The organism is Staphylococcus sp. EG-SA-15 (genome assembly GCF_017151895.1).
Classification (GTDB): Bacteria; Bacillota; Bacilli; order Staphylococcales; family Staphylococcaceae; genus Staphylococcus; species Staphylococcus aureus.
On sequence record NZ_JACVZN010000005.1, the window covers coordinates 24,029 to 47,711 of the forward strand.

The following is a 23,683-nucleotide window of genomic DNA, read 5'->3' on the forward strand; positions in this document are numbered from 1 at the left end:
TGTATCACAAAATAGACATACACTACACTAAATCATTTCAATTGTCGCGCAACTATTTTGATTATTTCTAACACTTGACTTGCAAGCAAGTTCAATGATTTAATCGGCATTCTCTCATTTGTTGTATGGATTTTTTCATAACCCACTCCTAAAATGACTGAAGGAATACCAAATGTATTAATAATACTGCCGTCTGAACCGCCACCAGAAATAATTGTATTTGCAGATAATCCTAAATTACGAGCACTTTCTTGTGCAATTTTAACAACCGTTTCATTATCATTAATTTTAAATCCTGGATAACTTTGCTCCACTGTTACTACTGCTTTCCCACCTAATTCTGATGCAGTAGTTTCAAACACATCAGTCATATGTTTGACTTGTGTTTTTATTCTTTCTGGATCGTGAGAACGTGCCTCTGCTTCTAAAATGACTTCATCTGCAACAATATTCGTAGCTGAACCGCCATGAAACTTACCAATATTGGCAGTAGTTATTTCATCAACTTGTCCTAATTTCATTCGACTAATTGCTTTCGCCGCAATATTAATAGCACTAACACCCTCTTTTGGCGTACTTGCATGAGCCGTTTTGCCAAAAATTTTAGCTGAAATTAACATTTGCGTCGGTGCACCTACAACCGTAGTGCCGACATCAGCACTTGCATCAATAGCATAACCAAAGTCCGCGTCCAACAACTCTGAATTTAATTCTTTAGCACCAATTAAACCTGATTCTTCTCCAACAGTAATCACAAATTGAATTTGTCCATGTGGGATTTGTTGTTCCTTTATCACTTGCAAAACTTCAAGCATCGCTGCTAATCCTGCTTTATCATCTGCACCTAGTATAGTCGTACCATCAGAGTATATGTAGCCGTCATCTTTTACAATTGGCTTTACATTAATTGCGGGTACAACAGTATCCATATGGCTCGTCAAATATAATTTAGGTACTTCGCCTTCTTCGATAGTACTATTCATTGTACACACTAGATTATTGGCACCTAATTTAGGATGTTTAGCCGCTTCATCTTCTTTAACATCTAACCCTAATGCTATGAATTTTTCTTTTAAAATAGGTTGGATTGTTGATTCATTCCCTGTCTCAGAATCGATTTGTACAAGTTCTAAAAACGTATTAAGTAATCTTTGCTCATTAATCATAATGGAACCCCTTTTATCAAAATTTTCATGTACGCCAAACGGTAAAAATTGATGAAATAAAATGTTACAGTAATTGACGTTACACAGATTTATCAGGTTTGTAAATTGTGTCATATTATTTTCAATTTATTATATATAATTATTGTAACTCAAACTAAGCTTTGTCAAAAATATATTGATTGATTTTTCAAAGATATCGTATAATGAGGAAAATGACATAAGCAAACTTACTCATGTTTTTTATTATATTCCTTTATGATGATTGCTAGTTATATCGTCTCAAGTTAAAAGTTTTATATCTTATGTCGTAATTATTAATACAAAGGTTATTCATTTGGAGGCACACAAAATGCAAAATAAAGTTTTAAGAATTATCATTATCGTTATGCTTGTATCAGTTGTATTAGCATTGTTATTAACGAGTATCATTCCAATTTTATAAACTATATCTCAACTACCTATACAAAATCATACAATTAAAAATCCATCCATTATAAACGCATGTATTAATAAGTTATCGTATTGCAACGATTACTTTCAAACATGGGTCATACGGATGGATTATTTTTTAAGCTACTTCACTATGCATTTTCAATGAACCAAATTGCGATTTGATTTGTAAATATTCTTCTAATTCATTTAATATTTGAATAATACTTGCTCTCGAGTTAAGCGCTTTGTGTGTTGTTGGCAATGGCAGTTCATCCAATTTCAAACGCGTCTCATACAAATTGTGTAAACGCATTGCTGTATAGTCATTACTATTCACATTTAGACCAATTTCTTTCAGCAGTGACGCAACATCATTTAAAAGCGGATCTTTATGACAGATACTTTCGATGAGCGGTTTCATTCTCATTAACAATTCCACTTGCTCTTCTCGCATATCAAAATAATGATAGTATGAATTTTCGTTTCTAACAAAATGATTTTTAACATCTCGGAACGCGATAGACTTCGCCTTTTTAATATTTAAAAGTAACACTTCAAATTCAATCGCAATGGTATCTTCATATTTTTCACAAATATAACTATATTTACTAAAAATATCAGCAATTTGTTGCTCAATTTTACATTTGTATTCGTCTAGTTGTTTGTCTAAACTTGGCATCATTAAATTCATTGTAAATGCAATGCTTAGTCCAATTAACAGTAATAATGTTTCATTAACAATTAAATGTGCATCAATTGATTTTGCATTAAAAACATGAAGTAATATAACGCAACTCGTAATGACACCTTCTTGTACTTTTAATACGACAGTTAATGGTATAAATAACAATACGATAATACCGAGTACAATTGGACTCTGACCTAATAAACTAAATATTGCTGAACCTAAAAACAATACTAAAAAACATGATACTAATCTTGAAATAATCGCTTGTAGCGAATGTACTTTTGTATGTTTAATACATAATACGACTAATATGGCGCTTGAAGCATAATTATCTAAACCTAACAGCTTACTAATAATTACACCTAAAGTCATACCCACTGCTGTTTTTATTGTTCTAAATCCAATCTTGTAAGGATTTAACTTTAACATGGGTTAGCGCCTCTTATCTTTCTTCACAATATTTATTGAATAATGTTTGTAATTGATTAATTACGTTCATCACATCATGACCTTCGATTTGATGTCTTTCAATCATTTCTGTAATCTTTCCATCTTTTACTAATGCAAATGACGGACTTGAAGGCGCATAACCTTCGAAGTATTCACGCGCTCTTTGTGTCGCTTCTTTATCTTGTCCAGCAAATACTGTCACTAGACGATCAGGTAATACGTCATAATGTAAAGCATGTGATGCTGCTGGTCTTGCGATACCACCTGCACAACCACATACAGAATTGATCATAACTAGTGTTGTACCATCTTGTTTAAGAACTTTGTCAACATCTTCTGCAGTAGTTAATTGCTCATATCCCGCAGATTCAATTTCATTCCTTGCTTGTTCTACAACACCGTTCATGTATAAATCGAAATTCATGTCCATAAGTTCAATCACCTATCCCTTTATATTTAAACTATCCTCATTCTACTAATTAATAACATATTGTTCAATAAACTAATCTGAATCACACCTATATTTAGACACAATTTTAACAATATACCAAACATTATTGTGCTTAAAATCATGGTAACTAATTTGTTCACCTGTTTTCATTAATATGTTTCAAGTATGATGTATTATTTTGACTTTACTGCAAAAATGCATTCAACCATGTTGATTATTGTTCTTTATCTTTTTTGAATATATTGCACATATTTTAGTGCCAAAAAATAATACATCCATCGACAAGAACAAGATAAAACAAGTTGTCGATAGATGCATCTATGTTATCACTAATATATATTTGTATTTTCTAAAGTATACTGTTCGATACGCTGTTTAATATGATTCATAAATTTACCTGTTTGTAAACCATCTAAAATACGATGATCAATTGAAATACATAAATTAACCATGTTACGAATTGCAATCATATCATTAATTACTACTGGCTTTTTAACGATTGATTCTACTTGTAAAATCGCTGCTTGTGGATGATTTATAATACCCATTGATGATACTGAACCAAATGTACCAGTATTATTTACCGTAAATGTACCGCCCTGCATATCTTCAGCTGTCAATTGCTTATTACGCGCTTTCGTTGCTAAAGTATTAATTTCTCTAGCTATACCTTTGATTGACTTTTCGTCTGCATGCTTAATCACAGGTACGTATAATTTATTTTCATCAGCAACAGCAATTGAAATATTAATGTCTTTATGTAAGACAATTTCATTTCCTTGCCAGCTACTATTTAATAAAGGATATGCTTTTAAAGCATCTGCTACAGCTTTTACAAAGAAAGCAAAGAACGTTAGATTATATCCTTCTTTATTTTTAAAGCTGTTTTTATAATGATTTCTCGTATTCACAAGATTTGTAGCATCTACTTCAATCATCATCCATGCATGTGGAATCTCTGTTACACTATTAACCATATTTTGCGCAATTGCTTTACGCACACCATTTACTGGTATTGTGCTGTTTTCACTATTGTCTTCAGATGATTGGTTACTTGATGTATCTACTGATGTTGATTTTGTTTGAACTTGTTTGTCAGATTGAGCTGTGGTACCACCATTTTCAATAACTGACATTATATCCTTCTTAGTTACACGACCTTCAAATCCACTACCTACAACTTGTGATAAATCAATGTCATGCTCTGAAGCGAGTTTAAATACAACAGGTGAAAAGCGACCATTATTACGTGGTTGATTTTGTTTAGCAGTAGATGTCTGTTCCACTGTTGCACTAGCTTTTTTAGTAGATTTCTGAGTATGCTCATCCACTTTTGCTTGTATCTCTTCAGTTGTTTCATTTGTCTTTTCATCAGCAGTTTCAATTTTACAGATAATTGTATCAATAGCTACTGTCTGCCCCGCTTCAACTAAAATTTCTGTAATTGTTCCTGATATCGTGGAAGGGACTTCAGCTGTCACTTTATCTGTAATAACTTCACATAATGGTTCATATTCATCAATATGATCACCAACAGAAACTAACCATTGTTCAATGGTGCCTTCATGAACACTCTCACCTAACTTAGGCATTGTTATTTCCATGACTTTCCCTCCCTAGAATTCTGCTAATTCACGCATTTTATTTAAGATTTTTTCTGGATTCATCATAATTTCATTTTCTAATACAGGAGAAAATGGCATAGATGGTACATCTGGAGCAGCTAAACGCATGATTGGTGCATCTAAATCGAACAAGCAATGCTCTGCAATAATCGCTGACACTTCTGACATAATACTACCTTCTAAATTATCTTCAGTTACAAGTAAAACTTTACCTGTATGTTTAGCACGATCAATAATTGTTTCTTTATCTAATGGATAAACAGTTCGTAAATCAACGACTTCAACATTGATACCGTCTGCAGCTAAAATATCCGCTGCTTGTAAACAATAATTGACCATTAATCCATAACAAAATACTGTTAAATCTTCACCTTCACGTTTCACATCTGCTTTTCCTAAAGGTACAGTGTAATATTCTTCTGGCACTTCTTCCTTTAAGAAACGATAAGCTTTTTTATGCTCAAAGTACAATACTGGATCATTTGATTCGATAGATGATAATAAAAGCCCTTTAGCATCATACGGTGTGGAAGGAATAACAATTGTTAAACCTGGCGATGAAGCAAATATACTTTCAATACTTTGTGAATGATATAGTCCTCCGTGAACACCGCCACCAAATGGTGCACGAATCGTTAATGGGCATTGCCAATCATTATTTGAACGATAACGCATTTTCGCAGCTTCACTAATAATTTGATTTGTCGCAGGTAAAATAAAATCTGCAAATTGAATTTCTGCAATTGGTCTTTTACCTACCATAGCTGCACCAATGGCAGTTCCAACAATATTTGACTCAGCTAATGGCGTATCGATAACTCTGTCTTCACCATATTTTTGTTGCAGTCCTTGAGTAGTACCAAATACGCCACCTTTTCTACCAACATCTTCACCAAGAATAAACACATCTTTATTTTGTTGTAATGCTAAGTCTTGTGCCTGGCGTATCGCCTCTAAATAAGATAATTTAGCCATTAGTTAAGACTCCCTTCTTCGTACACAAATGCATAGGCTTCTTCGACACTTGGATATGGCGCGTCTTCAGCAGCCTTTGTCGCTTTATTGATGATGTCTTTATGCTCCGCTTCTATTTCTGCCAACCAAGCATCATCGATAATGCCAGCTGAAAGCAACTCTTTTTTGAACTTTTCATTGCAGTCTGCTTTTTTAAGCGCTTCACGCTCTTCTTTCGTACGATATTGGTCGTCATCATCTGATGAATGAGCTGTCATACGACTTGTTACTGCTTCAATCAAAGTTGAACCTTGACCAGAAATAGCTCGATCTCTTGCTTCTTTCATCGCTTTATACATTGCTAATGGATCATTACCATCTACTTGTTCACCATGTATACCGTAACCAAGTGCTCTATCCGATAATTTTTCAGCTGCGTATTGTAATGAATCAGGTACTGAAATTGCATATTTATTATTTATAATGACACATACAAAAGGAAGTTTGTGTACACCCGCGAAGTTTAAACCTTCATGGAAGTCACCTTGGTTTGAGCTACCTTCACCAACAGTTGCTGTTGCAATTTTCTTCTTACCATCCATTTTTAAAGCTAAAGCAGCACCAACAGCATGGGGTATTTGAGTTGCTACCGGTGAACTTTGAGACAAAATATTCTTAGCTCTACTACTAAAGTGTGATGGCATTTGTTTTCCACCAGAGTTAACATCGTCTTTCTTTCCAAACGCTGATAAAAACGTATCATACGCTGAGATACCCATATAAGTAACGAAAGCTAGATCTCTATAATAAGGCGCTGTAATATCACCTTCTTCTAATGCGTATGCCATCCCAATCTGAGTTGCTTCTTGTCCTTGACCACTTACAACAAATGGAATTTTACCTGCACGGTTCAATAACCACAGTCTTTCATCTATTTTTCTACCTAAATCCATCCATTTATATATTACTTTTAGGTCTTCTTCGCTAAGGCCTAATGATTTATAATCAATCATGTTAAATCCTCCTATTTATACGTGAATAGCTCTACTTTCTGCTTTCAATCCTAATTCCATCAACACTTCAGAGATGGAAGGATGTGCGTGTGTTGTTAGTCCTAATTCTAATGCCGAGCCATTCATGAACTGTAACAGTGATGCCTCATTAATCAATTCTGTTACATGTGGACCAATCATATTAATACCCACAATTTCTTCAGTTGATTGATCAATCACCATTTCGCTATACCCTTCGTTTGTGTCATGGCTATCAATCACTGCTTTACCAATTGCTTTAAATGGTACTTTAAAACTTTTAACTTTCATTCCCTCTGCCTTTGCTTGTTCAATGTTTAAACCGATAGAAGCAATTTCAGGTTGTGAATAAATACACTTAGGCATCATGTTATAGTTTACTGGGATTGGGTTCCCCTCAAACATATGATCAACAGCCACAACACCTTCTTTTGATCCAACATGTGCCAATTGTAATTTTCCTATACAATCACCAGCTGCATAAATATGTTTATCTTCAGTTTGTTGAAATTCGTTCGTTAAAATATGTCCTGATGTTGAAAGTTTTATTTTAGTGTTGTTTAAACCAATATCTGATGTGTTAGGTTTTCTACCAATCGATAGCAACACTTTATCTACTTTAATTATGTCTGAGGAAATTTCAAACGTAACACCATCTTCGTTAACATTTATATCATTTTCAGAAAGTTTTATTCCCTCATAGAATTTAACACCACGTGCTGACAATGATTTTTTTAATAGTTGTGAAGCTTGTTTACTTTCAGTTGGTAAAATTCTTTCACCTGCTTCTATAACTGTTACGTCAACACCTAAATCTATCATCAATGATGCAAATTCCATTCCGATAACACCACCACCAATAATACCAATACTTGATGGTAACGTCTTTAATGATAATATATCATCGCTAGATAAAATTTTATCATGATCAAATGATAAGAATGGCAACTCTGCAGGCGAAGAACCAGTTGCAATTAATACAAATTGGTTGGGTAATAAGTCTGATTCACCATCTTCATATTCGACAGAAATTGTGCCACTTTGAGGTGAAAATATAGATGTACCTAGAATACGTCCCGTGCCATTATAAATGTCAATGTGATTGTGTTGCATTAAATGCTTTACACCTTGATACATTTGATTAATAATGTCTTCTTTTCGTGCCAACATATTTTCAAAATTAACATTAGCATCTTTGACATCAACGCCAAACATTGCTGCCTGTTTTACTGTTTGAAATACTTCAGCAGATTTAAGCAGCGATTTAGTAGGAATACAACCTTTATGGAGACAAGTACCTCCTAATAGTTGTCGTTCTACTATTGCCACTTTTTTACCTAATTGAGACGCACGTATCGCAGCAACATATCCTGCAGTACCTCCACCGAGAACGACTAAATCATATTGTTTCTCTGACATGTTCTTACTCCTAACTAATGATATATATCCATTGAAAATTTATTAATACATAGTTTTCATGTCCATTAATTACCTATTTTACATGATTGTCTATTTAGTTTGAATGCACATAAATAAATCCATAAATGAGTATTCAACACACTTTGGAAATTATCTACGTCTTTGATTGTGTTGTATCATTTCTCTTGCATTTTCTCGAGTTAAATCAGTAACACTTGCACCTGAAATCATTCGTGCAATTTCATCTACTTTATCATCGCTAATTAACTCTTGAACTTGTGTTGTTGTACGATCATCTTTTGATGATTTCGAAATTAATAAATGATGGTCGCTCATCGATGCAACTTGTGGTAAGTGAGAGATACAAATAACTTGTATATATTCTGCTATATCTCGCATTTTCTCTGCCATTTTTTGTGCAGCTTGTCCAGATACACCTGAGTCAACCTCATCGAATAAAATTGCAGTTTGACCTCTCGATTTAACAAAAATACTTTTTAACGCTAACATAATTCTAGAAAGTTCTCCACCTGACGCAATTTTATTTAAACTTTTTAATGGTTCCCCTTTATTTGGACTGATTAAAAATTCTACAAATTCGATTCCATCAATATTCGGTTCTTCTAATTTTTTAAATGAAATCTCAAGATTTGCGTCTTTCATTTGTAAGTTTTGAATTTCCGATACAATGTGGTCTCTTAACTCCCTAGCGACTATACGACGCTGCTTTGATAACGCTTGTCCAACCTCTATAACTTGATTATACAATGCATTTATTTCTTCTCGTAACTGCGATGTACTTTGTTCATAGTTTTCAATTTTATTGATTTCATTATTAAGCTTTTCTTGATATGCGATTAATTCTGAAATATCTTTTCCATATTTACGTTTTAAATTATTCAGCAAATTCATACGAGATTCATACTCGTTTAACACTTGTTCGTCGAATTCTGTATTAGCCATTTCATCATATAACTCATGTTTTGCATCTTCTAAAATGTAGTAAAATTGATCAATATCTTCTTTTAATTTGTCATATTTGTTTGGAACTATATCGTTTATTGTTAACAAATGGTTGCTTAGTTCATATAAACGATCAGTGATAGCATTTTCATCCGTTAATGTCATATGTGCGTTATTAAGCGCTAAGCTTAATTTTTCAGAGTTTTGAATGCGTTTAATATCTATTTCAAGTTGCTCTATTTCGCCTTCTTTTAGATGTGCTTCAGACAATTCTTCTAATTGGAATTTCATTAAATCTAAACGCTGTAGCAATGCTTGGTCTGCTGATTCTAAATCTTCTAACTCTTGCTTTTTGGCTTTATAATTTTGAAAAGTTTGGTGATATTTATCCAACAAATCTTGATAACGTGATTCTGCGTAATTATCCAATAATGTTAAATGGTATTTTTGTTTCAACAAAGACTGCGTTTCATGTTGGCCATGAATATCTAATAATTCTTGCATAACTTTTCGTAAATCTTGTAAAGTAACTGTTTGATTATTAATTTTACAAAGACTTTTACCAGAGCTGAAAATTTCCCGTTTAACTAATAAAAAATCTTCATCTACATCAATATCCATATTTTTCAATATATGTATAGCATCTTTACTCTCGTCAATATCAAATATACCTTCGATGACAGCCTTTTTTTCACCATGTCTTACAAAATCAGATGAAGCTCTCATTCCAATTAATTGTCCAATTGCATCTATAATAATTGACTTACCTGAACCCGTTTCACCACTTAAAACAGTTAAACCATCAGAAAATTGAATTTCTAATTCTTCAATAATAGCAAATTGCTTGATTGATAAGGTTTGTAACATAAACTCATCGCATCCTTATAACAAATTGAAAATTCTTGACTTGATTTCATCACTTGCCTCTTTGCTTCGACAAATAATTAAACAAGTATCATCACCACAAATTGTGCCTAGTACTTCTTCCCAATTGATTTGGTCTAATATAGCTCCAATAGATTGTGCATTACCAGGTAATGTTTTTAGAACAAGTAAATTATCAGTACCATCTATATTAACAAAGGAATCCATTAAATAACGTCCCAATTTTTCTAAAGGATGGAATTTTCTATCATTTGGTAAACTATAAACATATTGACCTGAAGGTATAGGTACTTTAATAAGTTGTAGTTCTTTAATATCACGAGAAACAGTTGCTTGAGTGACATTTAAATCATAATCGTTTAATCGTTTAACTAATTCATCTTGTGTCTCTATCTGTTCATTTGAAATAATTTCTCTAATTTTTATATGCCTAACCGATTTTTTGGGCACAGTAAACACCTCTGATTACGAATATTTATACATTTATTTTAACACATGCACTGATTTACGACTACTAAACACCTTTACGTAAAAAGGGTAAACATGGTTTATCTATCTTGGTTATCTATTTATAAATATTTTTCATATTACGCATAACAATTGCTTAAAATATGTATAAAAATGAATATATGTGTAATAAACTTGCTAATTATTAGATTTAATAAGCGTCAATTGTTTGAACATATTTAATTAAAATCACATTGATATCACAGATACGAATATTGTCGTATAGAAATTGAAAATTCTATTTTTTAAATGAAAGTCTTCAACATAATTTTAAGTTTCAACATGAGAAAAATCGATTAACAAACAACGTCAGTTGAATATGCCTTTTGAGACATTTCAAACTTTACAATTGTTGCTAATCGATATATTTGCTTTTAGTGATCCCTGCTATAAAATAAATCAACGATTTCTAATAAGTGTTTTGTATTGAATTGTTCATCAATTTGCGTTAGTTCATCCACTGCTGCGTCTCTATGATAAGTCAATTTATCTTCTGCGCCATCTTTCCCTAATAAACTCACGTACGTACTTTTATTATTTTCAAGATCGCTGCCCACTTTTTTACCTAACTTTGCTTCATCACCATAGCAGTCTAATAAATCATCTTTAATCTGGAACATCATACCTAAATGATAACTATAACTTTCTAAATGTTCTTTAGTTGTATCATCGACATTAGCGATATCTGCTGCACTCATAACCGCAAAAGTTAATAATGCTCCTGTTTTTGTTTTGTGTATCATTTCCAAAGTTTCAAGATCAATTGGTTGGCCTTCGCTTTGCATATCTAACATTTGACCGCCGACCATTCCAACATGACCACTTGCTATTGACAGCCGTTGTAGAACTTTTATTTTTACTTCATCAGTTAATCTATCATCACTTGAAATAAGTTCAAATGCTTTAGTTAATAAAGCATCACCTGCTAATATCGCAGTCCACTCACCATATACTTTATGATTTGTTAATTTTCCTCGTCGATAATCATCATTATCCATCGCTGGTAGGTCATCATGAATAAGTGAATATGTATGAATCATTTCTAGTGCAATTGCGCTCTTCATACCTAACTCATACTCGGTATTTAGTGAATCTAAAGTGAGTAATAACAGAACTGGTCGGATGCGTTTACCTCCAGCATTTAATGAATACAACATACTTTCTTCTAGCTGAGTATCCATTACTGATTTATTTATCGCAACCGATAATTCATTATTGACTTCATCTATTAATTTATTCATCGGTAGATTCGTCATTTTTTACATCCTCAGCTTCTTCTTTTATTAAGTCATTCACCTTTTTTTCGGCATTTTTTAAAGTTGTGTCACAAGCTGCTGATAGTTTCATACCACGTTGATATAAATCTAATGATTCCTCTAAAGATACTGTTTCATTATCTAATTTTTGAACAATTTGCTCTAATTCTTGCATCATTTCTTCAAAACTTTGCGTTTCTTTAGTCATTATTACACCTTACTTTCGTAACTTTTGCATCTACTAAGCCATCTTTCATTGTTAACGTCAATTGATCATTTTCTGTTAAATCTTTAGTACTCGTAATGACTTCGTCTTTTTTATTAACAATTGCATATCCACGCAACATTGTATTAGTTGGACTTAAATTGTTTAAGTTTTCTACTTTATTTTTCAAATCATTTTTATAACTTAATATCTTAGAATTCAATAATTTAACAAGTTGGTTTGTCAATTGAAGATTATTTTGTTGTTCTTGATTAACACTACTTAGTAATGCTTTTAAATTATAACGTTGTTGCAACAGCATTAATCGATGTCTCTGTTGTTCAAAAGTTGCCTGAATTTGTTGTTTCAGTCTCTTTTCTAAATCATCTCGACGTTGTATCTGTTGATCATACAATAAAGTTGGTTGTTTAAACTTGTAATACGATGACAAATGTTCAACATGTTTACGTTGTTGTTCTAAATGTTTCTTGATGAAACGAGTCAATGTAAACTGATATTGCTGTATTTGTTGCAGCAATTCATATTGGTCTGGTGTTGCAATAACAGCAGCTTGAGTTGGAGTCGCAGCTCTGATGTCTGCAGCAAAATCACTTAATGTAAAGTCTGTTTCATGACCTACTGCTGATATAATCGGTGTCTTACAATTATATATTGCACGGACGACAGCTTCTTCGTTGAAATTCCATAAATCTTCTATGGATCCACCACCTCGACCTACAATAATGGTATCTACACCTAAACTATCTGCATATTCAATTTTTTCAATAATGTCGTCTTTTGCTTTTTCACCTTGAACCAAAGTACTAATTTGTATTTGTTCAGCTAATGGAAAACGACTATTTATCGTTGAATGGATATCTCGAATTGCGGCACCTGTACTCGCTGTTAAAACTGCAATTTTTTTAGGAAACTTAGGTATTGATTTCTTATTCGCTTTATCAAAACAACCTTCTTCAGTTAATTTTTTCTTTAATGCTTCTAATTTTTGATATAAGTTCCCTATACCATCTAATTGCATTTTATTTACATAAATTTGATAGTTTCCACGACGTTCAAAAACAGAAACACGTGCTTCTAATAAGACTTCATCTCCTTCTTTAGGTTCGAAGTTTAATTTAGAAGCACTACCTTTGAACATCATGGCACTTATAACGCTCTCTTTATCTTTCACATTAAAGTATAAATGACCACTTGAATGCTTTTTAAAATTTGAAAGCTCACCTTTAATCAATACAGATTGGAGATGTGGATCTTGATCAAATTTATATTTAATATATTTCGTTAAAGCTGAAACACTTAAATAATCTGACATATAACATCACTCAATTTTATTTTTTATATTACTCAATACACCATTTATAAATTTATAATGATCATCATCACTGAATTGTTTTGTTAATTCAACTGCTTCATTCATTACGACTTTAGCAGGTGTATCACTGTGTAATATTTCATATGTTGCCATTCTTAAAATAATACGATCCGTTTTTAATAAACGTGCAATAGTCCAATCTTTTAAATAAGGACTAATTGTCTCGTCTAATACAGGTTCGTGATCTTTAACGCCAGAAACTAGCCAATGAATAAATTCGAAGTCTAAATCTGGATTATCGTCTTTAATAAAGCTTATCGCTTCATTTATCGTTAAATCACTGTCCTTCATTTCTAATTGAAATAAAGTTTGAAAAGCTTGCACTCGGGATTCTTTACGACTCATTTTTAACTCCTTCAAACGTTTGTATTTTTCTTTATTTAATTACTGAATTAGGTATGACATTACTTTTCAATAACGATTTGTGTAATGTGAATATTAATTTGCTTAGGTTCTATCGCTGTCATATTAGAAATTGAATTAAAAATTGACGTTTGAATTTTGTTTGCAGTTTTTGAAATATTAACACCATGTTTTAATGCACAATATACATCTATATATATGCCATCTTCTTTACTCTCGATTTTTAAATCACGGCTTAAATTTTTACGACTAACTTTTTCTAAATTTGTTTCTTTTAATTCAGCAAAATGGCCAGTGATGCCTTCGACTTCCGAAGTAGCTATACTTGCAATAACAGATAGCACTTCTGGCGCTATTTCTACTTTACCTAATTTTGAATTTGAATAATCAGTTACTTTGACCATGGATTGACCTCCTATTAACCTTCATCATTCATAATGCTATTTTGCTCTAAAAAGTTTGTATTAAATTTACCGCTTCTAAATATATCGTTATTCAATAATTTAATATGGAATGGAATAGTTGTATCAATACCAAGAACCACAAATTCACTTAGTGCACGAATGCCAGCCATAATCGCTTCATCTCGTGTCGGTTCATGTATGATTAATTTCGCTACCATCGAATCATAATATGGCGGTATCGTATAATTAGTATAACATGCTGACTCTATTCGAACACCATATCCACCTGGTGCAAGATATTGCTCAATTTTACCTGGTGATGGCATAAAGTTCTTGTAAGGATTTTCAGCATTAATTCTAAATTCAATTGCGTGTCCTGTTAATTTAATATCTTCTTGTTTATACGGTAACACGTCACCCATAGCAACTTGTAATTGTAATTTAACTAAATCAATTCCTGTTACCATTTCAGTTACAGGATGTTCTACTTGAATACGTGTATTCATTTCCATAAAATAAAATTTATTATCATTTAAATCATATATAAACTCAATTGTTCCCGCATTTTCATAATTTACAGCTTTCGCTGCACGAACTGCGGCATTTCCCATTTCACGACGTGTTTCATCATCTAAAATTGGGGAAGGTGCTTCTTCCACTAATTTCTGCATACGTCTTTGAATTGTACAATCACGTTCTCCTAAATGAATTACATTACCATAGCTGTCCCCAACAATTTGGATTTCAATATGGCGGAAGTTTTCGATGAATTTCTCCATATAAAGTCCACCATTACCAAATGCAGTTTGAGCTTCTTGTTCTGTCATTCGGAAGCCAGTTTCAAGTTCTTTTTCATCACGAGCAACACGGATACCTTTTCCGCCACCACCAGCAGTAGCTTTAATGATGACCGGATAGCCAATTTTCTTAGCGATTTTCTTAGCTTCTGAGACGTCTTTCATTAAACCGTCACTACCAGGAACAACTGGAACATTGGCTTTGATCATTTCTGCCTTAGCAACATCTTTGATACCCATTTTTTGGATAGATTGATAACTTGGTCCAATGAACTTCAATTGGCATGCTTCGCATAATTCTGCAAAATCAGCATTTTCAGCTAAAAAGCCATAACCCGGATGAACGCCATCACAACCTGTAGAAGTTGCAATAGATAAGATGTTCGGAATATTTAAATATGAATCTTTAGACAAAGTGGGACCTACGCAATATGCTTCATCAGCAATTTGAGTATGTAGCGCATCTTTATCCCCTTCAGAATAGATTGCAACAGTTTGGATGCCTAAATCACGACAAGCGCGAATAATCCTAACTGCGATTTCACCGCGGTTTGCAATTAAAACCTTTTTCATTATTTCACCTTAAATAACGGTTGGCCATACTCTACCATTTGTCCGTCTTCTACTAAGATTTCAACAATTTCACCTGAAATTTCTGCTTGAATTTCATTAAATAGTTTCATTGCCTCTAAAATACACACTGTTGTTTCATTTGAAACAGTGTCCCCAACTTGCACATATGCTTCTTCGTCTGGAGATGGCGATTTGTAAAATGTACCTACCATAGGTGCATTAATTGTTTTGTGATTATCTGAAGTTGGCTTTGGAGCTTCAGTTTTATTGCTATCAGTTGATTGTGCTTGAGGCATAGGCATTGCCGCAGCTTCAACTGGCATTTGTGAGATTTGTGGCGTGATAATCTCAGTTTCTTTTTCTTTCTTAAGCGTCACTTTGCCTTTAGTATCTTCAATATTGATTTCCGTTAAAGTTGATTTATCCAGAATTTCAATTAATTCTTTGATTTCTTTAAAGTTCATTATTACTGACTCCTTCAGTTTGTTTTCATCTACCCGTCTATTTTACTTGAGACAACTCTTCAATTCAAGCATGTTCATATTGCTGGCGACATTATAAGTCTATCCCAAAGTTATAATAAAACCACATTTTAAATTAAAAACACTTGTGTATTTATTACTTAACATTGACTCATCTTAACTCTTGATTAAAAATTTTATGCATTCAGTTAAACATATCAATGTTATTTTTATTAGCTATTATGTTTTATCCTCAACAATATGATATGTAGATATATACCTTTACTCATGTCTATGTTTTTTCACTACCAATTAGACGATTCGTTTTATATTTTAAAAATTATTTTAAAAATAAAAAGCCTCATATCAGCATATAACCTATAATCATTTTAGGCAATAGCTTTATGAGACTTATTTAGAATATCTTACGTTAAATCAGTATAGTGAATACAAGCTATTTGTTAACAAATTAGAGATTATCCTCTTGAAATGTAGCTTCCATCACCAGTGTTGATAATTAAAACGTCACCTTCGTTTACAAATAAAGGTACATTTAATGTATAACCAGTTTCAACAGTTGCCGATTTAGTGGCACCAGTTGCAGTATCACCTTTAATACCAGGTTCTGTTTCAGTTACTGTTAATTCAACAGTTTTAGGTAATTCAACACCGATAGTTTCACCTTCGTATGTTTGAATTTGTACTTCCATACCTTCTTTTAAGTAATTCAATTCTTCTTTTAAGTAATCACTTGAAAGTTCTGTTTGTTCAAAGCTTTCATTATCCATAAATACATGATTATCTCCGTCAGCATATAAATATTGCATGCGACGATTTTCAATCATTGCTGGTTCAACTTTTTCACCAGCTCTAAACGTTTTCTCTTGAATTGCACCAGTTCTTAAATTACGTAATTTTGAACGAACGAATGCTGAACCTTTACCAGGCTTTACATGTTGGAAGTCTATAACTTTCCAAATAGCGTTATCAACAGAAATTGTTAAACCTGTTTTAAAATCATTAACCGAAATCATTCAGTTTCCTCCTCATTTTACACGCTTATGTTAAAACTATAAGGTCTTTTGTGCATTTAGTAAAGACTTGACAACCATTTTCTGTAATTAAAATATCATCTTCTATTCTTATACCGCCCAAACCTTCTATATAAACACCAGGTTCTACTGTAACACAGTTGTTAACTTGAAGTTTATCTTGTATCGTACGAGCCAGCATTGGCCCTTCATGGATTTCTAAACCAATACCATGTCCTAGTGAATGTCCAAATTCTTTTCCATACCCTTTTGACTCTAAATAGTTTCTTGAAATGGCATCAGCTTCTGCACCAGTCATGCCAGGTCTAATCTCATTAATTGCTTTCATTTGAGATTCAAGTACTATTTGATATATTTCTTTCAGTTTAGGATCTGGTTCTCCAATAGCAAATGTTCTAGTAATATCTGAACAATAGCCGTTATAATACGCGCCAAAATCTAATGTAATCATGTCGCCTTTTTCAATAATTTTATCACTTGCAACACCATGTGGTAATGCACCTCTATGACCAGATGCTACAATCGTATCGAATGATGGTCCATCTGCTCCTAATTCTAGCATTTTGCTTTCTAATATTGCCTTTAATTCTTTTTCAGTCATGCCTGCTTTTACAACAGTTAAAATATATTCATATGTTTCATCAACAATATTAGCTGCTTTTTGAATTAAAGCAATTTCGTCAGCATCTTTGACGTCTCTAATTTTATCTACAGTATTAGAAATGCTTATTAATGATATACGGCTTTTATTTAATTCAAGGTATGTATCATAACTTACATGATGCCCCTCAAAACCTACATTTTCAAAATTTTCTTGGTGTAGCAATTCTTTAATCTCACCAATAATAGTAGATTTACGATTAATAATTTCATAATTTGGCGCCTGCTTAGTTGCTTGATCAATATATCTAAAGTCTGTTATCAAATATTGTTTATCTTTAGATATGATAAGTGCTCCACTGGTACCAGTAAAACCTGATAAATATCTTCTATTGTAATCCGAAAGAATGATAATCGCATCTAAATGTTTTTGTTCTAAAATACGATGCACTTGTGTTATTCTGCTCATCTTATTACCTCCTAGTGAAACGTTTGTGCATTTCAACTTTATACATTAAAATAATATCATAATAAGGATAAAAAATAATAGATATTGATTTTAGGGAGATAGTAATGAAAAAATTGGTTTCAATTGTTGGCGCAACATTATTGTTAGCTGGATGTGGATCACAAAATTTAGCACCATTAGAAGAAAAAACAACAGATTTAAGAGAAGATAATCATCAACTCAAACTAGATATTCAAGAACTTAATCAACAAATTAGTGATTCTAAATCTAAAATTAAAGGGCTTGAAAAGGATAAAGAAAACAGTAAAAAAACTGCATCTAATAATACGAAAATTAAATTGATGAATGTTACATCAACATACTACGACAAAGTTGCTAAAGCTTTGAAATCCTATAACGATATTGAGAAGGATGTAAGTAAAAACAAAGGCGATAAGAATGTTCAATCGAAATTAAATCAAATTTCTAATGATATTCAAAGTGCTCACACTTCATACAAAGATGCTATCGATGGTTTATCACTTAGTGATGATAATAAAAAAACGTCTAAAAATATCGATAAATTAAACTCTGATTTGAATCATGCATTTGATGATATTAAAAATGGCTACCAAAATAAAGATAAAAAACAACTTACAAAAGGACAACAAGCGTTGTCAAAATTAAACTTAAATGCAAAATCATGATAGGAGTCTTTTAATGCGTAATATAATATTTTATCTTGTACTTATTATTGCTGCGATTGGATTAGTAATGAATCTAGATGCCTTTATTTTTTCAATCGTCAGAATGTTAATCAGCTTTGCTGTAATAGCTGGTATTATTTATCTGATTTATTATTTCTTCATCTTAACTGAAGACCAACGCAAATATCGCAAAGCAATGCGTAAGTATAAAAGAAATCAAAGAAGAAAATAGATAAAAAAACGGAAGCACTTGTAGGTAAAATAGTCTACGTGCTTCCATTTTTTATTCTAAAAACTACTTTCTAAACATCCATTCATCTGAACGATATTTTTCAGTTAATTCTTCCACTTCTGCCAATTGAGCTTCTGTTAATTCAAGTGGCTTTAATTCTATATTTAAACCTTTCTTAAAACCTTTCTCGAAAGCTTCTTCCATTTGACTAATAGTAATGTGTTTATCTGAAATATCATTGATGGCAACTGCTTTTTCAACGAATGCCTCTTTCATTTTTAATTTTAATCTTTCATTTTTATAAATAAACATATCAAACAGTTCATCAATATCAATATCTTGTAAAATCGAACCGTGTTGGAGGATTACGCCCTTTTGTCTCGTTTGAGCACTCCCAGCAATCTTACGGCCTTCAACAACTAGCTCATACCAACTTGGTGCATCAAAACACACTGAACTTCGAGGTTGTTTTAATTTTTGACGCTCTTCAGGCGTTTTAGGTACCGCAAAATAAGTATTAAATCCTAAGTTTTTAAATCCTTCTAATAATCCTTGTGAAATCACTCTGTACGCTTCTGTAACTGTAGAAGGCATATTCGGATGCGATTCAGGCACAATCACACTGTAAGTTAACTCTTTATCATGTAGCACCCCACGGCCACCAGTTTGACGCCTTACGAGACCAAAACCTTTCTCTTTAACCTTATCAATATCAATTTCTTTTTGTAGCCTTTGGAAATACCCTATTGATAATGTTGCAGGATTCCATGTGTAAAAACGTATAACTGGATCAATTTCACCTCTAGAGACAAAATTTAATAACGCTTCATCCATTGCCATATTATAATATGGGTCTTTACTTCCTGTATTAATAAAATTCCAAGTTTCAGTCATATTCAAGAACTCCTATCAGCAAAATGTATAATATTTGATTCGCTAATTAATCAATTTAACTAAATGAATAATAATTGCAATTCTTTAGTGAAATATTTTGATAATTTGACCTAACAGTCTTATAATTATATTATCGTTTAATTAGGGAGGATGCAAGATGAGTGCTAGTTTGTACATCGCAATAATTTTAGTTATAGCAATTATTGCTTATATGATTGTTCAACAAATTCTTAACAAGCGAGCTGTTAAAGAATTAGATCAAAATGAATTCCATAATGGGATTAGAAAAGCTCAAGTCATCGATGTTAGAGAGAAAGTTGACTATGACTACGGTCACATTAATGGGTCTCGCAATATTCCTATGACAATGTTCAGGCAACGATTCCAAGGATTAAGAAAAGACCAACCGGTATACTTATGTGATGCCAATGGGATTGCTAGCTATAGAGCCGCTCGTATTTTGAAAAAAAATGGATATACAGATATCTATATGTTAAAAGGCGGCTATAAAAAATGGACTGGAAAAATAAAGTCTAAAAAATAGTTTTGTAAATTTAATATACGATTTAATAAAATCTGAGTGTTAATTGATCATCAATAACAATACTCAGATTTTAATTTTTTAACAAAGTCTGTTACTATATTTCTCTAGCTTCACTAATCATTAAACTTAGTTTCAGCATAATAAAGAAAGTTCAGCTCATTTTCAATACGATTCAATTACCGCAATCTAAAAAATGAAAAGACAATTTCTATGAAAGAATAATACCAAACCCTAAGAGTTATTACTTCGGTTTAGTTTTCTTGTTCAAATAGAAATTGTCTTTTTCAATTGATTTTGAAACCATTATCCTTAAATCTTCATACAAAGTTAGAATAATAATTCTCGGAATATGTGTTTAATACTTTATTTTTCCTGTTTAAGATTTTCAAACTTTAATATTGGTTTACGAGCAGCTGTAGCTTCGTCTAATCGATCAATCACAGTTGTATGTGGTGCTTCTAGCACTTTATCAGGATCATTTTTAGCTTCTTCAGCAATACTAATTAATGTATCGATAAAATAATCAAGTGTTTCTTTAGACTCTGTCTCAGTCGGTTCAATCATCATACCTTCTTCAACATTTAATGGGAAGTATATTGTTGGTGGATGTACACCGAAATCTAATAATCGCTTAGCCATGTCTAAAGTACGTACACCAAATTCTTTTTGACGCACACCACTTAACACAAACTCGTGTTTACAATATTGTTTATAAGGTATTTCAAAGTGTTCAGATAAACGTGCTTTAATATAATTCGCATTAAGAACCGCTGCTTCAGAAACCTCTTTAAGTCCAGTTGCTCCCATAGTTCGAATATACGTATAAGCTCTTAAGTAAATACCAAAGTTACCATAAAATGGTTTTACACGTCCGATAGAATTTTTAATGTCATTATCATATTTAAATTTGTCGCCATCTTTAATAACCATTGGCTTTGGTAAGTAACTTGCTAGTTCTTTTACTACACCGACTGGACCTGAACCAGGACCGCCACCACCATGTGGACCAGTAAATGTTTTATGCAAGTTTAAATGAACAGCATCAAATCCCATATCTCCTGGGCGAACTTTGTCCATAATAGCGTTTAAATTCGCACCATCATAATATAATAGACCACCAGCATTATGGACGATTTCACGGATTTCCATAATATTTTTTTCGAAAATACCTAAAGTGTTTGGATTAGTTAACATAATAGCTGCTGTATTTTCATTTACAACACGTTTCAAGTCATCAATATCAACTTCGCCACGTTCGTTTGATTTTACAGTAACTGATTTAAATCCTGCAAATGAAGCTGAGGCTGGATTCGTACCATGCGCAGAATCTGGCACAATGACTTCATCACGATGACCTTCACCATTATTCTCATGGTAAGCTTTAAATATCATCAATGCAGTCCATTCACCATGTGCGCCAGCAGCTGGTTGTAATGTCACCTCATCCATACCAGTAATTTCTTTTAATTCTTCTTGCAAACTATAAATAATTTCTAATGAACCTTGAACTTGATCTTCATCTTGTAATGGATGTGATTCACTAAATCCTGGTATTCTAGCAACCTTTTCATTAATTTTAGGGTTATACTTCATCGTACATGAACCCAATGGATAAAATCCGTTGTCTACACCGAAATTTTTATTTGAAAGTTCAGTATAATGACGTACTAAGTCTAGTTCAGCAACTTCAGGAAACTCCGCTTTGTTTTTACGAATAAATTTATCATCTAACAATGACTCAACAGAATTTGTTTTAATATCACTTTTTGGTAATGAATATGCATATCTGCCTTCACGAGATCTTTCAAAAATTAATGGACTTGATTTACTAGTCATTTAACTCACCAGCCTTTTCTACAAATGTATCGATTTCATCTTTTGTTCTTAATTCAGTTACAGCTATTAACATGTGATTTTTAAAGTCGTCTGAAACAACACCTAAATCAAAACCACCGATAATATTGTACTTCACTAATTCCTCGTTAACTTGTTGAATTGGTTTGTCAAATTTGACTACAAACTCATTGAAAGATGTACCATCTAATACTTCAAAACCTTTTTTAATAAATTGCTGTTTAGCATAGTTAGCATGTTCTATATTTTGAACTGCAATATCATAGATACCTTGTTTACCAAGTGCTGACATTGCAATTGATGACGCTAGAGCATTTAATGCTTGGTTAGAACAAATATTAGATGTCGCTTTATCACGTCGAATATGTTGTTCACGTGCTTGTAATGTTAATACAAAGCCACGATTACCTTCATCATCTTGTGTTTGACCGACTAATCTACCTGGCACTTTACGCATTAACTTTTTCGTCGTTGCAAAATATCCACAATGTGGCCCACCGAATTGAGCAGGAATTCCGAATGGCTGAGTATCACCTACAACAATATCTGCACCAAATGAACCTGGAGGTGTAAGTAATCCCAATGCTAATGGATTTGCATATACGATAAATAATGCTTTTTTATCTTCAATAAAGCTATGAATCTTTTCAAGATCTTCAATTGAACCGTAGAAGTTTGGATATTGTACTGCAACAGCTGCTGTTTCATCATCCACTGCTGCTTCTAATTTTTTCAAATCTGTAACAGTGCCATCTAAATCGATTTCCACTACTTCGAATTCCTTACGCGTCTTAGCATAAGTATGAAGTACTTGTAATGCTTGATAATGTAAACCTTTTGAGACTACAATTTTATTTTTCTTTGTTTGACTAAATGCTAAGATACATGCTTCAGCAAAGCTAGTCATCCCATCATACATAGAAGAATTTGCTACATCCATATCTGTTAATTCACAAATTAAAGTTTGGAACTCAAAAATGGCTTGTAATTCACCTTGAGAAATTTCCGGTTGATATGGCGTATATGCTGTGTAAAATTCTGATCTTGAAATCATAGCATCCACAACTGATGGCGCGTAATGATCATAAACACCAGCACCCAAAAATGATGTATGCGTTTCTTTAGTGATATTCTTGCTTGCAATGCGATTTAATCTTCTAAGTAACGTTGTTTCCGCTTCGCCTTCAGCAATATTTAAATCTCTATTTAATAAAATGTCACTTGGTACATCACCGAATAATTCTCCTATAGATTTTGCACCAATTGTTTGTAACATTTCTTGCTTGTCTTTTTCAGTTAAAGGTATATAACGATGACTCACAATGCACA

The 23,683-nt window shown here is 32.6% G+C and carries 25 protein-coding genes; 4 read left to right on the forward strand and 21 right to left on the reverse strand.

The window, feature by feature from the left end; all coding sequences use genetic code 11:
* Positions 1 to 32: 32 nt before the first annotated feature.
* Positions 33 to 1,166, reverse strand: coding sequence for a tripeptidase T (locus IDG64_RS04440; RefSeq protein WP_000606690.1), 1,134 nt, complete (start codon positions 1,164 to 1,166; stop codon positions 33 to 35).
* A 262-nt stretch (positions 1,167 to 1,428) separates the two neighbouring features.
* Between IDG64_RS04440 and prli42 the strand changes: the two genes are divergently transcribed.
* Positions 1,429 to 1,608 (forward strand): stressosome-associated protein Prli42, encoded by a 180-nt coding sequence (prli42, locus tag IDG64_RS04445; protein ID WP_001789875.1) that lies wholly within the window; start codon positions 1,429 to 1,431, stop codon positions 1,606 to 1,608.
* Between the two features lie 126 nt (positions 1,609 to 1,734).
* On the opposite strand, the gene IDG64_RS04450 is transcribed toward prli42, so the two are convergent.
* The 17 genes from IDG64_RS04450 to IDG64_RS04530 form a co-directional block, all read right to left on the reverse strand.
* Positions 1,735 to 2,715, reverse strand: coding sequence for an aromatic acid exporter family protein (locus IDG64_RS04450; RefSeq protein WP_000916195.1), 981 nt, complete (start codon positions 2,713 to 2,715; stop codon positions 1,735 to 1,737).
* Positions 2,716 to 2,728: 13 nt separating this feature from the next.
* Positions 2,729 to 3,166: a bacilliredoxin BrxB gene (gene brxB / locus IDG64_RS04455; RefSeq protein ID WP_000367419.1), complete on the reverse strand. Its 438-nt coding sequence runs from the start codon at positions 3,164 to 3,166 to the stop codon at positions 2,729 to 2,731.
* Positions 3,167 to 3,516: 350 nt separating this feature from the next.
* Positions 3,517 to 4,791 (reverse strand): dihydrolipoamide acetyltransferase family protein, encoded by a 1,275-nt coding sequence (locus IDG64_RS04460; protein ID WP_000406843.1) that lies wholly within the window; start codon positions 4,789 to 4,791, stop codon positions 3,517 to 3,519.
* A 12-nt stretch (positions 4,792 to 4,803) separates the two neighbouring features.
* Positions 4,804 to 5,787, reverse strand: a complete 984-nt coding sequence (locus IDG64_RS04465) for an alpha-ketoacid dehydrogenase subunit beta (protein WP_001096642.1) — start codon at positions 5,785 to 5,787, stop codon at positions 4,804 to 4,806.
* The gene (locus tag IDG64_RS04470; RefSeq protein ID WP_000568351.1) at positions 5,787 to 6,779 is read right to left on the reverse strand and encodes a thiamine pyrophosphate-dependent dehydrogenase E1 component subunit alpha; all 993 of its coding nucleotides are present in this window, start codon (positions 6,777 to 6,779) and stop codon (positions 5,787 to 5,789) included. The genes IDG64_RS04465 and IDG64_RS04470 overlap by 1 nt, the downstream gene beginning before the upstream one ends.
* A gap of 15 nt (positions 6,780 to 6,794) precedes the next feature.
* The gene (gene lpdA / locus IDG64_RS04475) at positions 6,795 to 8,216 is read right to left on the reverse strand and encodes a dihydrolipoyl dehydrogenase (protein WP_001291535.1); all 1,422 of its coding nucleotides are present in this window, start codon (positions 8,214 to 8,216) and stop codon (positions 6,795 to 6,797) included.
* A gap of 150 nt (positions 8,217 to 8,366) precedes the next feature.
* Positions 8,367 to 10,046 carry a DNA repair protein RecN gene (gene recN, locus IDG64_RS04480; RefSeq protein ID WP_000942211.1) on the reverse strand — a complete coding sequence of 560 codons (1,680 nt, stop codon included), beginning with the start codon at positions 10,044 to 10,046 and terminating at the stop codon, positions 8,367 to 8,369.
* A 15-nt stretch (positions 10,047 to 10,061) separates the two neighbouring features.
* On the reverse strand, positions 10,062 to 10,514 hold the full coding sequence (ahrC, locus tag IDG64_RS04485) for a transcriptional regulator AhrC/ArgR (protein ID WP_001124985.1): 453 nt from the start codon (positions 10,512 to 10,514) through the stop codon (positions 10,062 to 10,064).
* Between the two features lie 431 nt (positions 10,515 to 10,945).
* On the reverse strand, positions 10,946 to 11,827 hold the full coding sequence (locus IDG64_RS04490; protein WP_000183378.1) for a polyprenyl synthetase family protein: 882 nt from the start codon (positions 11,825 to 11,827) through the stop codon (positions 10,946 to 10,948).
* The gene (locus IDG64_RS04495; RefSeq protein ID WP_000159865.1) at positions 11,805 to 12,035 is read right to left on the reverse strand and encodes an exodeoxyribonuclease VII small subunit; all 231 of its coding nucleotides are present in this window, start codon (positions 12,033 to 12,035) and stop codon (positions 11,805 to 11,807) included. The genes IDG64_RS04490 and IDG64_RS04495 overlap by 23 nt, the downstream gene beginning before the upstream one ends.
* Positions 12,028 to 13,365, reverse strand: a complete 1,338-nt coding sequence (xseA, locus tag IDG64_RS04500) for an exodeoxyribonuclease VII large subunit (RefSeq protein WP_001286928.1) — start codon at positions 13,363 to 13,365, stop codon at positions 12,028 to 12,030. The genes IDG64_RS04495 and xseA overlap by 8 nt, the downstream gene beginning before the upstream one ends.
* A 6-nt stretch (positions 13,366 to 13,371) precedes the next feature.
* Complete coding sequence (gene nusB, locus IDG64_RS04505; RefSeq protein WP_000087386.1) at positions 13,372 to 13,770, reverse strand: transcription antitermination factor NusB; 399 nt, start codon at positions 13,768 to 13,770, stop codon at positions 13,372 to 13,374.
* 59 nt (positions 13,771 to 13,829) lie between these two features.
* Positions 13,830 to 14,192 (reverse strand): Asp23/Gls24 family envelope stress response protein, encoded by a 363-nt coding sequence (locus IDG64_RS04510; protein WP_000241588.1) that lies wholly within the window; start codon positions 14,190 to 14,192, stop codon positions 13,830 to 13,832.
* Positions 14,193 to 14,206: 14 nt separating this feature from the next.
* Positions 14,207 to 15,562: an acetyl-CoA carboxylase biotin carboxylase subunit gene (accC, locus tag IDG64_RS04515; RefSeq protein WP_000756612.1), complete on the reverse strand. Its 1,356-nt coding sequence runs from the start codon at positions 15,560 to 15,562 to the stop codon at positions 14,207 to 14,209.
* Positions 15,562 to 16,026 (reverse strand): acetyl-CoA carboxylase biotin carboxyl carrier protein, encoded by a 465-nt coding sequence (accB, locus tag IDG64_RS04520; protein WP_001009516.1) that lies wholly within the window; start codon positions 16,024 to 16,026, stop codon positions 15,562 to 15,564. Before accB ends, accC begins: the two co-directional genes overlap by 1 nt.
* Positions 16,027 to 16,499: 473 nt before the next feature.
* Positions 16,500 to 17,057 carry an elongation factor P gene (gene efp, locus IDG64_RS04525; protein ID WP_000626504.1) on the reverse strand — a complete coding sequence of 186 codons (558 nt, stop codon included), beginning with the start codon at positions 17,055 to 17,057 and terminating at the stop codon, positions 16,500 to 16,502.
* A gap of 25 nt (positions 17,058 to 17,082) precedes the next feature.
* Positions 17,083 to 18,144 (reverse strand): M24 family metallopeptidase, encoded by a 1,062-nt coding sequence (locus tag IDG64_RS04530; protein WP_000087107.1) that lies wholly within the window; start codon positions 18,142 to 18,144, stop codon positions 17,083 to 17,085.
* 104 nt (positions 18,145 to 18,248) lie between these two features.
* Here IDG64_RS04530 and IDG64_RS04535 point away from each other — a divergent pair, with 104 nt between their 5' ends.
* Together IDG64_RS04535 and IDG64_RS04540 are read left to right on the forward strand one after the other, a co-directional pair.
* Entirely contained in the window at positions 18,249 to 18,830 is a 582-nt protein-coding gene (locus tag IDG64_RS04535; RefSeq protein WP_000737690.1) for a hypothetical protein, read from the forward strand.
* A gap of 13 nt (positions 18,831 to 18,843) precedes the next feature.
* On the forward strand, positions 18,844 to 19,062 hold the full coding sequence (locus IDG64_RS04540) for an SA1362 family protein (protein WP_001244298.1): 219 nt from the start codon (positions 18,844 to 18,846) through the stop codon (positions 19,060 to 19,062).
* A gap of 63 nt (positions 19,063 to 19,125) precedes the next feature.
* Here IDG64_RS04540 and IDG64_RS04545 read toward each other — a convergent pair whose 3' ends face one another.
* Entirely contained in the window at positions 19,126 to 19,956 is an 831-nt protein-coding gene (locus IDG64_RS04545) for a lipoate--protein ligase family protein (protein ID WP_000141113.1), read from the reverse strand.
* 157 nt (positions 19,957 to 20,113) lie between these two features.
* On the opposite strand from IDG64_RS04545, the gene IDG64_RS04550 reads away from it, so the two are divergent.
* Positions 20,114 to 20,500: a rhodanese-like domain-containing protein gene (locus IDG64_RS04550; RefSeq protein WP_001276571.1), complete on the forward strand. Its 387-nt coding sequence runs from the start codon at positions 20,114 to 20,116 to the stop codon at positions 20,498 to 20,500.
* Between the two features lie 363 nt (positions 20,501 to 20,863).
* Here the strand turns inward: IDG64_RS04550 and gcvPB are convergent, their stop codons facing one another.
* Together gcvPB and gcvPA are read right to left on the reverse strand one after the other, a co-directional pair.
* Positions 20,864 to 22,336 carry an aminomethyl-transferring glycine dehydrogenase subunit GcvPB gene (gcvPB, locus tag IDG64_RS04555; protein ID WP_000202188.1) on the reverse strand — a complete coding sequence of 491 codons (1,473 nt, stop codon included), beginning with the start codon at positions 22,334 to 22,336 and terminating at the stop codon, positions 20,864 to 20,866.
* A complete protein-coding gene (gcvPA, locus tag IDG64_RS04560) occupies positions 22,329 to 23,675 on the reverse strand; it encodes an aminomethyl-transferring glycine dehydrogenase subunit GcvPA (protein WP_000019687.1) in 1,347 nt (448 codons plus the stop codon). The genes gcvPB and gcvPA overlap by 8 nt, the downstream gene beginning before the upstream one ends.
* Between the last annotated feature and the right edge of the window lie 8 nt (positions 23,676 to 23,683).

Coding starts and splice junctions, on each gene's coding strand:
- IDG64_RS04510 (WP_000241588.1), bottom strand. CDS start 14,192: ATGGTCAAAGTAACTGATTATTCAAATTCAAAATTAGGTAAAGTAGAA.
- IDG64_RS04490 (WP_000183378.1), bottom strand. CDS start 11,827: ATGACGAATCTACCGATGAATAAATTAATAGATGAAGTCAATAATGAA.
- gcvPB (WP_000202188.1), bottom strand. CDS start 22,336: ATGACTAGTAAATCAAGTCCATTAATTTTTGAAAGATCTCGTGAAGGC.
- IDG64_RS04535 (WP_000737690.1), top strand. CDS start 18,249: ATGAAAAAATTGGTTTCAATTGTTGGCGCAACATTATTGTTAGCTGGA.
- xseA (WP_001286928.1), bottom strand. CDS start 13,365: ATGTCAGATTATTTAAGTGTTTCAGCTTTAACGAAATATATTAAATAT.
- brxB (WP_000367419.1), bottom strand. CDS start 3,166: ATGGACATGAATTTCGATTTATACATGAACGGTGTTGTAGAACAAGCA.
- accC (WP_000756612.1), bottom strand. CDS start 15,562: ATGAAAAAGGTTTTAATTGCAAACCGCGGTGAAATCGCAGTTAGGATT.
- IDG64_RS04460 (WP_000406843.1), bottom strand. CDS start 4,791: ATGGAAATAACAATGCCTAAGTTAGGTGAGAGTGTTCATGAAGGCACC.
- IDG64_RS04550 (WP_001276571.1), top strand. CDS start 20,114: ATGAGTGCTAGTTTGTACATCGCAATAATTTTAGTTATAGCAATTATT.
- IDG64_RS04470 (WP_000568351.1), bottom strand. CDS start 6,779: ATGATTGATTATAAATCATTAGGCCTTAGCGAAGAAGACCTAAAAGTA.
- accB (WP_001009516.1), bottom strand. CDS start 16,026: ATGAACTTTAAAGAAATCAAAGAATTAATTGAAATTCTGGATAAATCA.
- IDG64_RS04530 (WP_000087107.1), bottom strand. CDS start 18,144: ATGAGCAGAATAACACAAGTGCATCGTATTTTAGAACAAAAACATTTA.
- lpdA (WP_001291535.1), bottom strand. CDS start 8,216: ATGTCAGAGAAACAATATGATTTAGTCGTTCTCGGTGGAGGTACTGCA.
- recN (WP_000942211.1), bottom strand. CDS start 10,046: ATGTTACAAACCTTATCAATCAAGCAATTTGCTATTATTGAAGAATTA.
- IDG64_RS04450 (WP_000916195.1), bottom strand. CDS start 2,715: ATGTTAAAGTTAAATCCTTACAAGATTGGATTTAGAACAATAAAAACA.
- IDG64_RS04540 (WP_001244298.1), top strand. CDS start 18,844: ATGCGTAATATAATATTTTATCTTGTACTTATTATTGCTGCGATTGGA.
- efp (WP_000626504.1), bottom strand. CDS start 17,057: ATGATTTCGGTTAATGATTTTAAAACAGGTTTAACAATTTCTGTTGAT.
- nusB (WP_000087386.1), bottom strand. CDS start 13,770: ATGAGTCGTAAAGAATCCCGAGTGCAAGCTTTTCAAACTTTATTTCAA.
- IDG64_RS04440 (WP_000606690.1), bottom strand. CDS start 1,166: ATGATTAATGAGCAAAGATTACTTAATACGTTTTTAGAACTTGTACAA.
- IDG64_RS04545 (WP_000141113.1), bottom strand. CDS start 19,956: ATGACTGAAACTTGGAATTTTATTAATACAGGAAGTAAAGACCCATAT.
- IDG64_RS04465 (WP_001096642.1), bottom strand. CDS start 5,787: ATGGCTAAATTATCTTATTTAGAGGCGATACGCCAGGCACAAGACTTA.
- IDG64_RS04495 (WP_000159865.1), bottom strand. CDS start 12,035: ATGACTAAAGAAACGCAAAGTTTTGAAGAAATGATGCAAGAATTAGAG.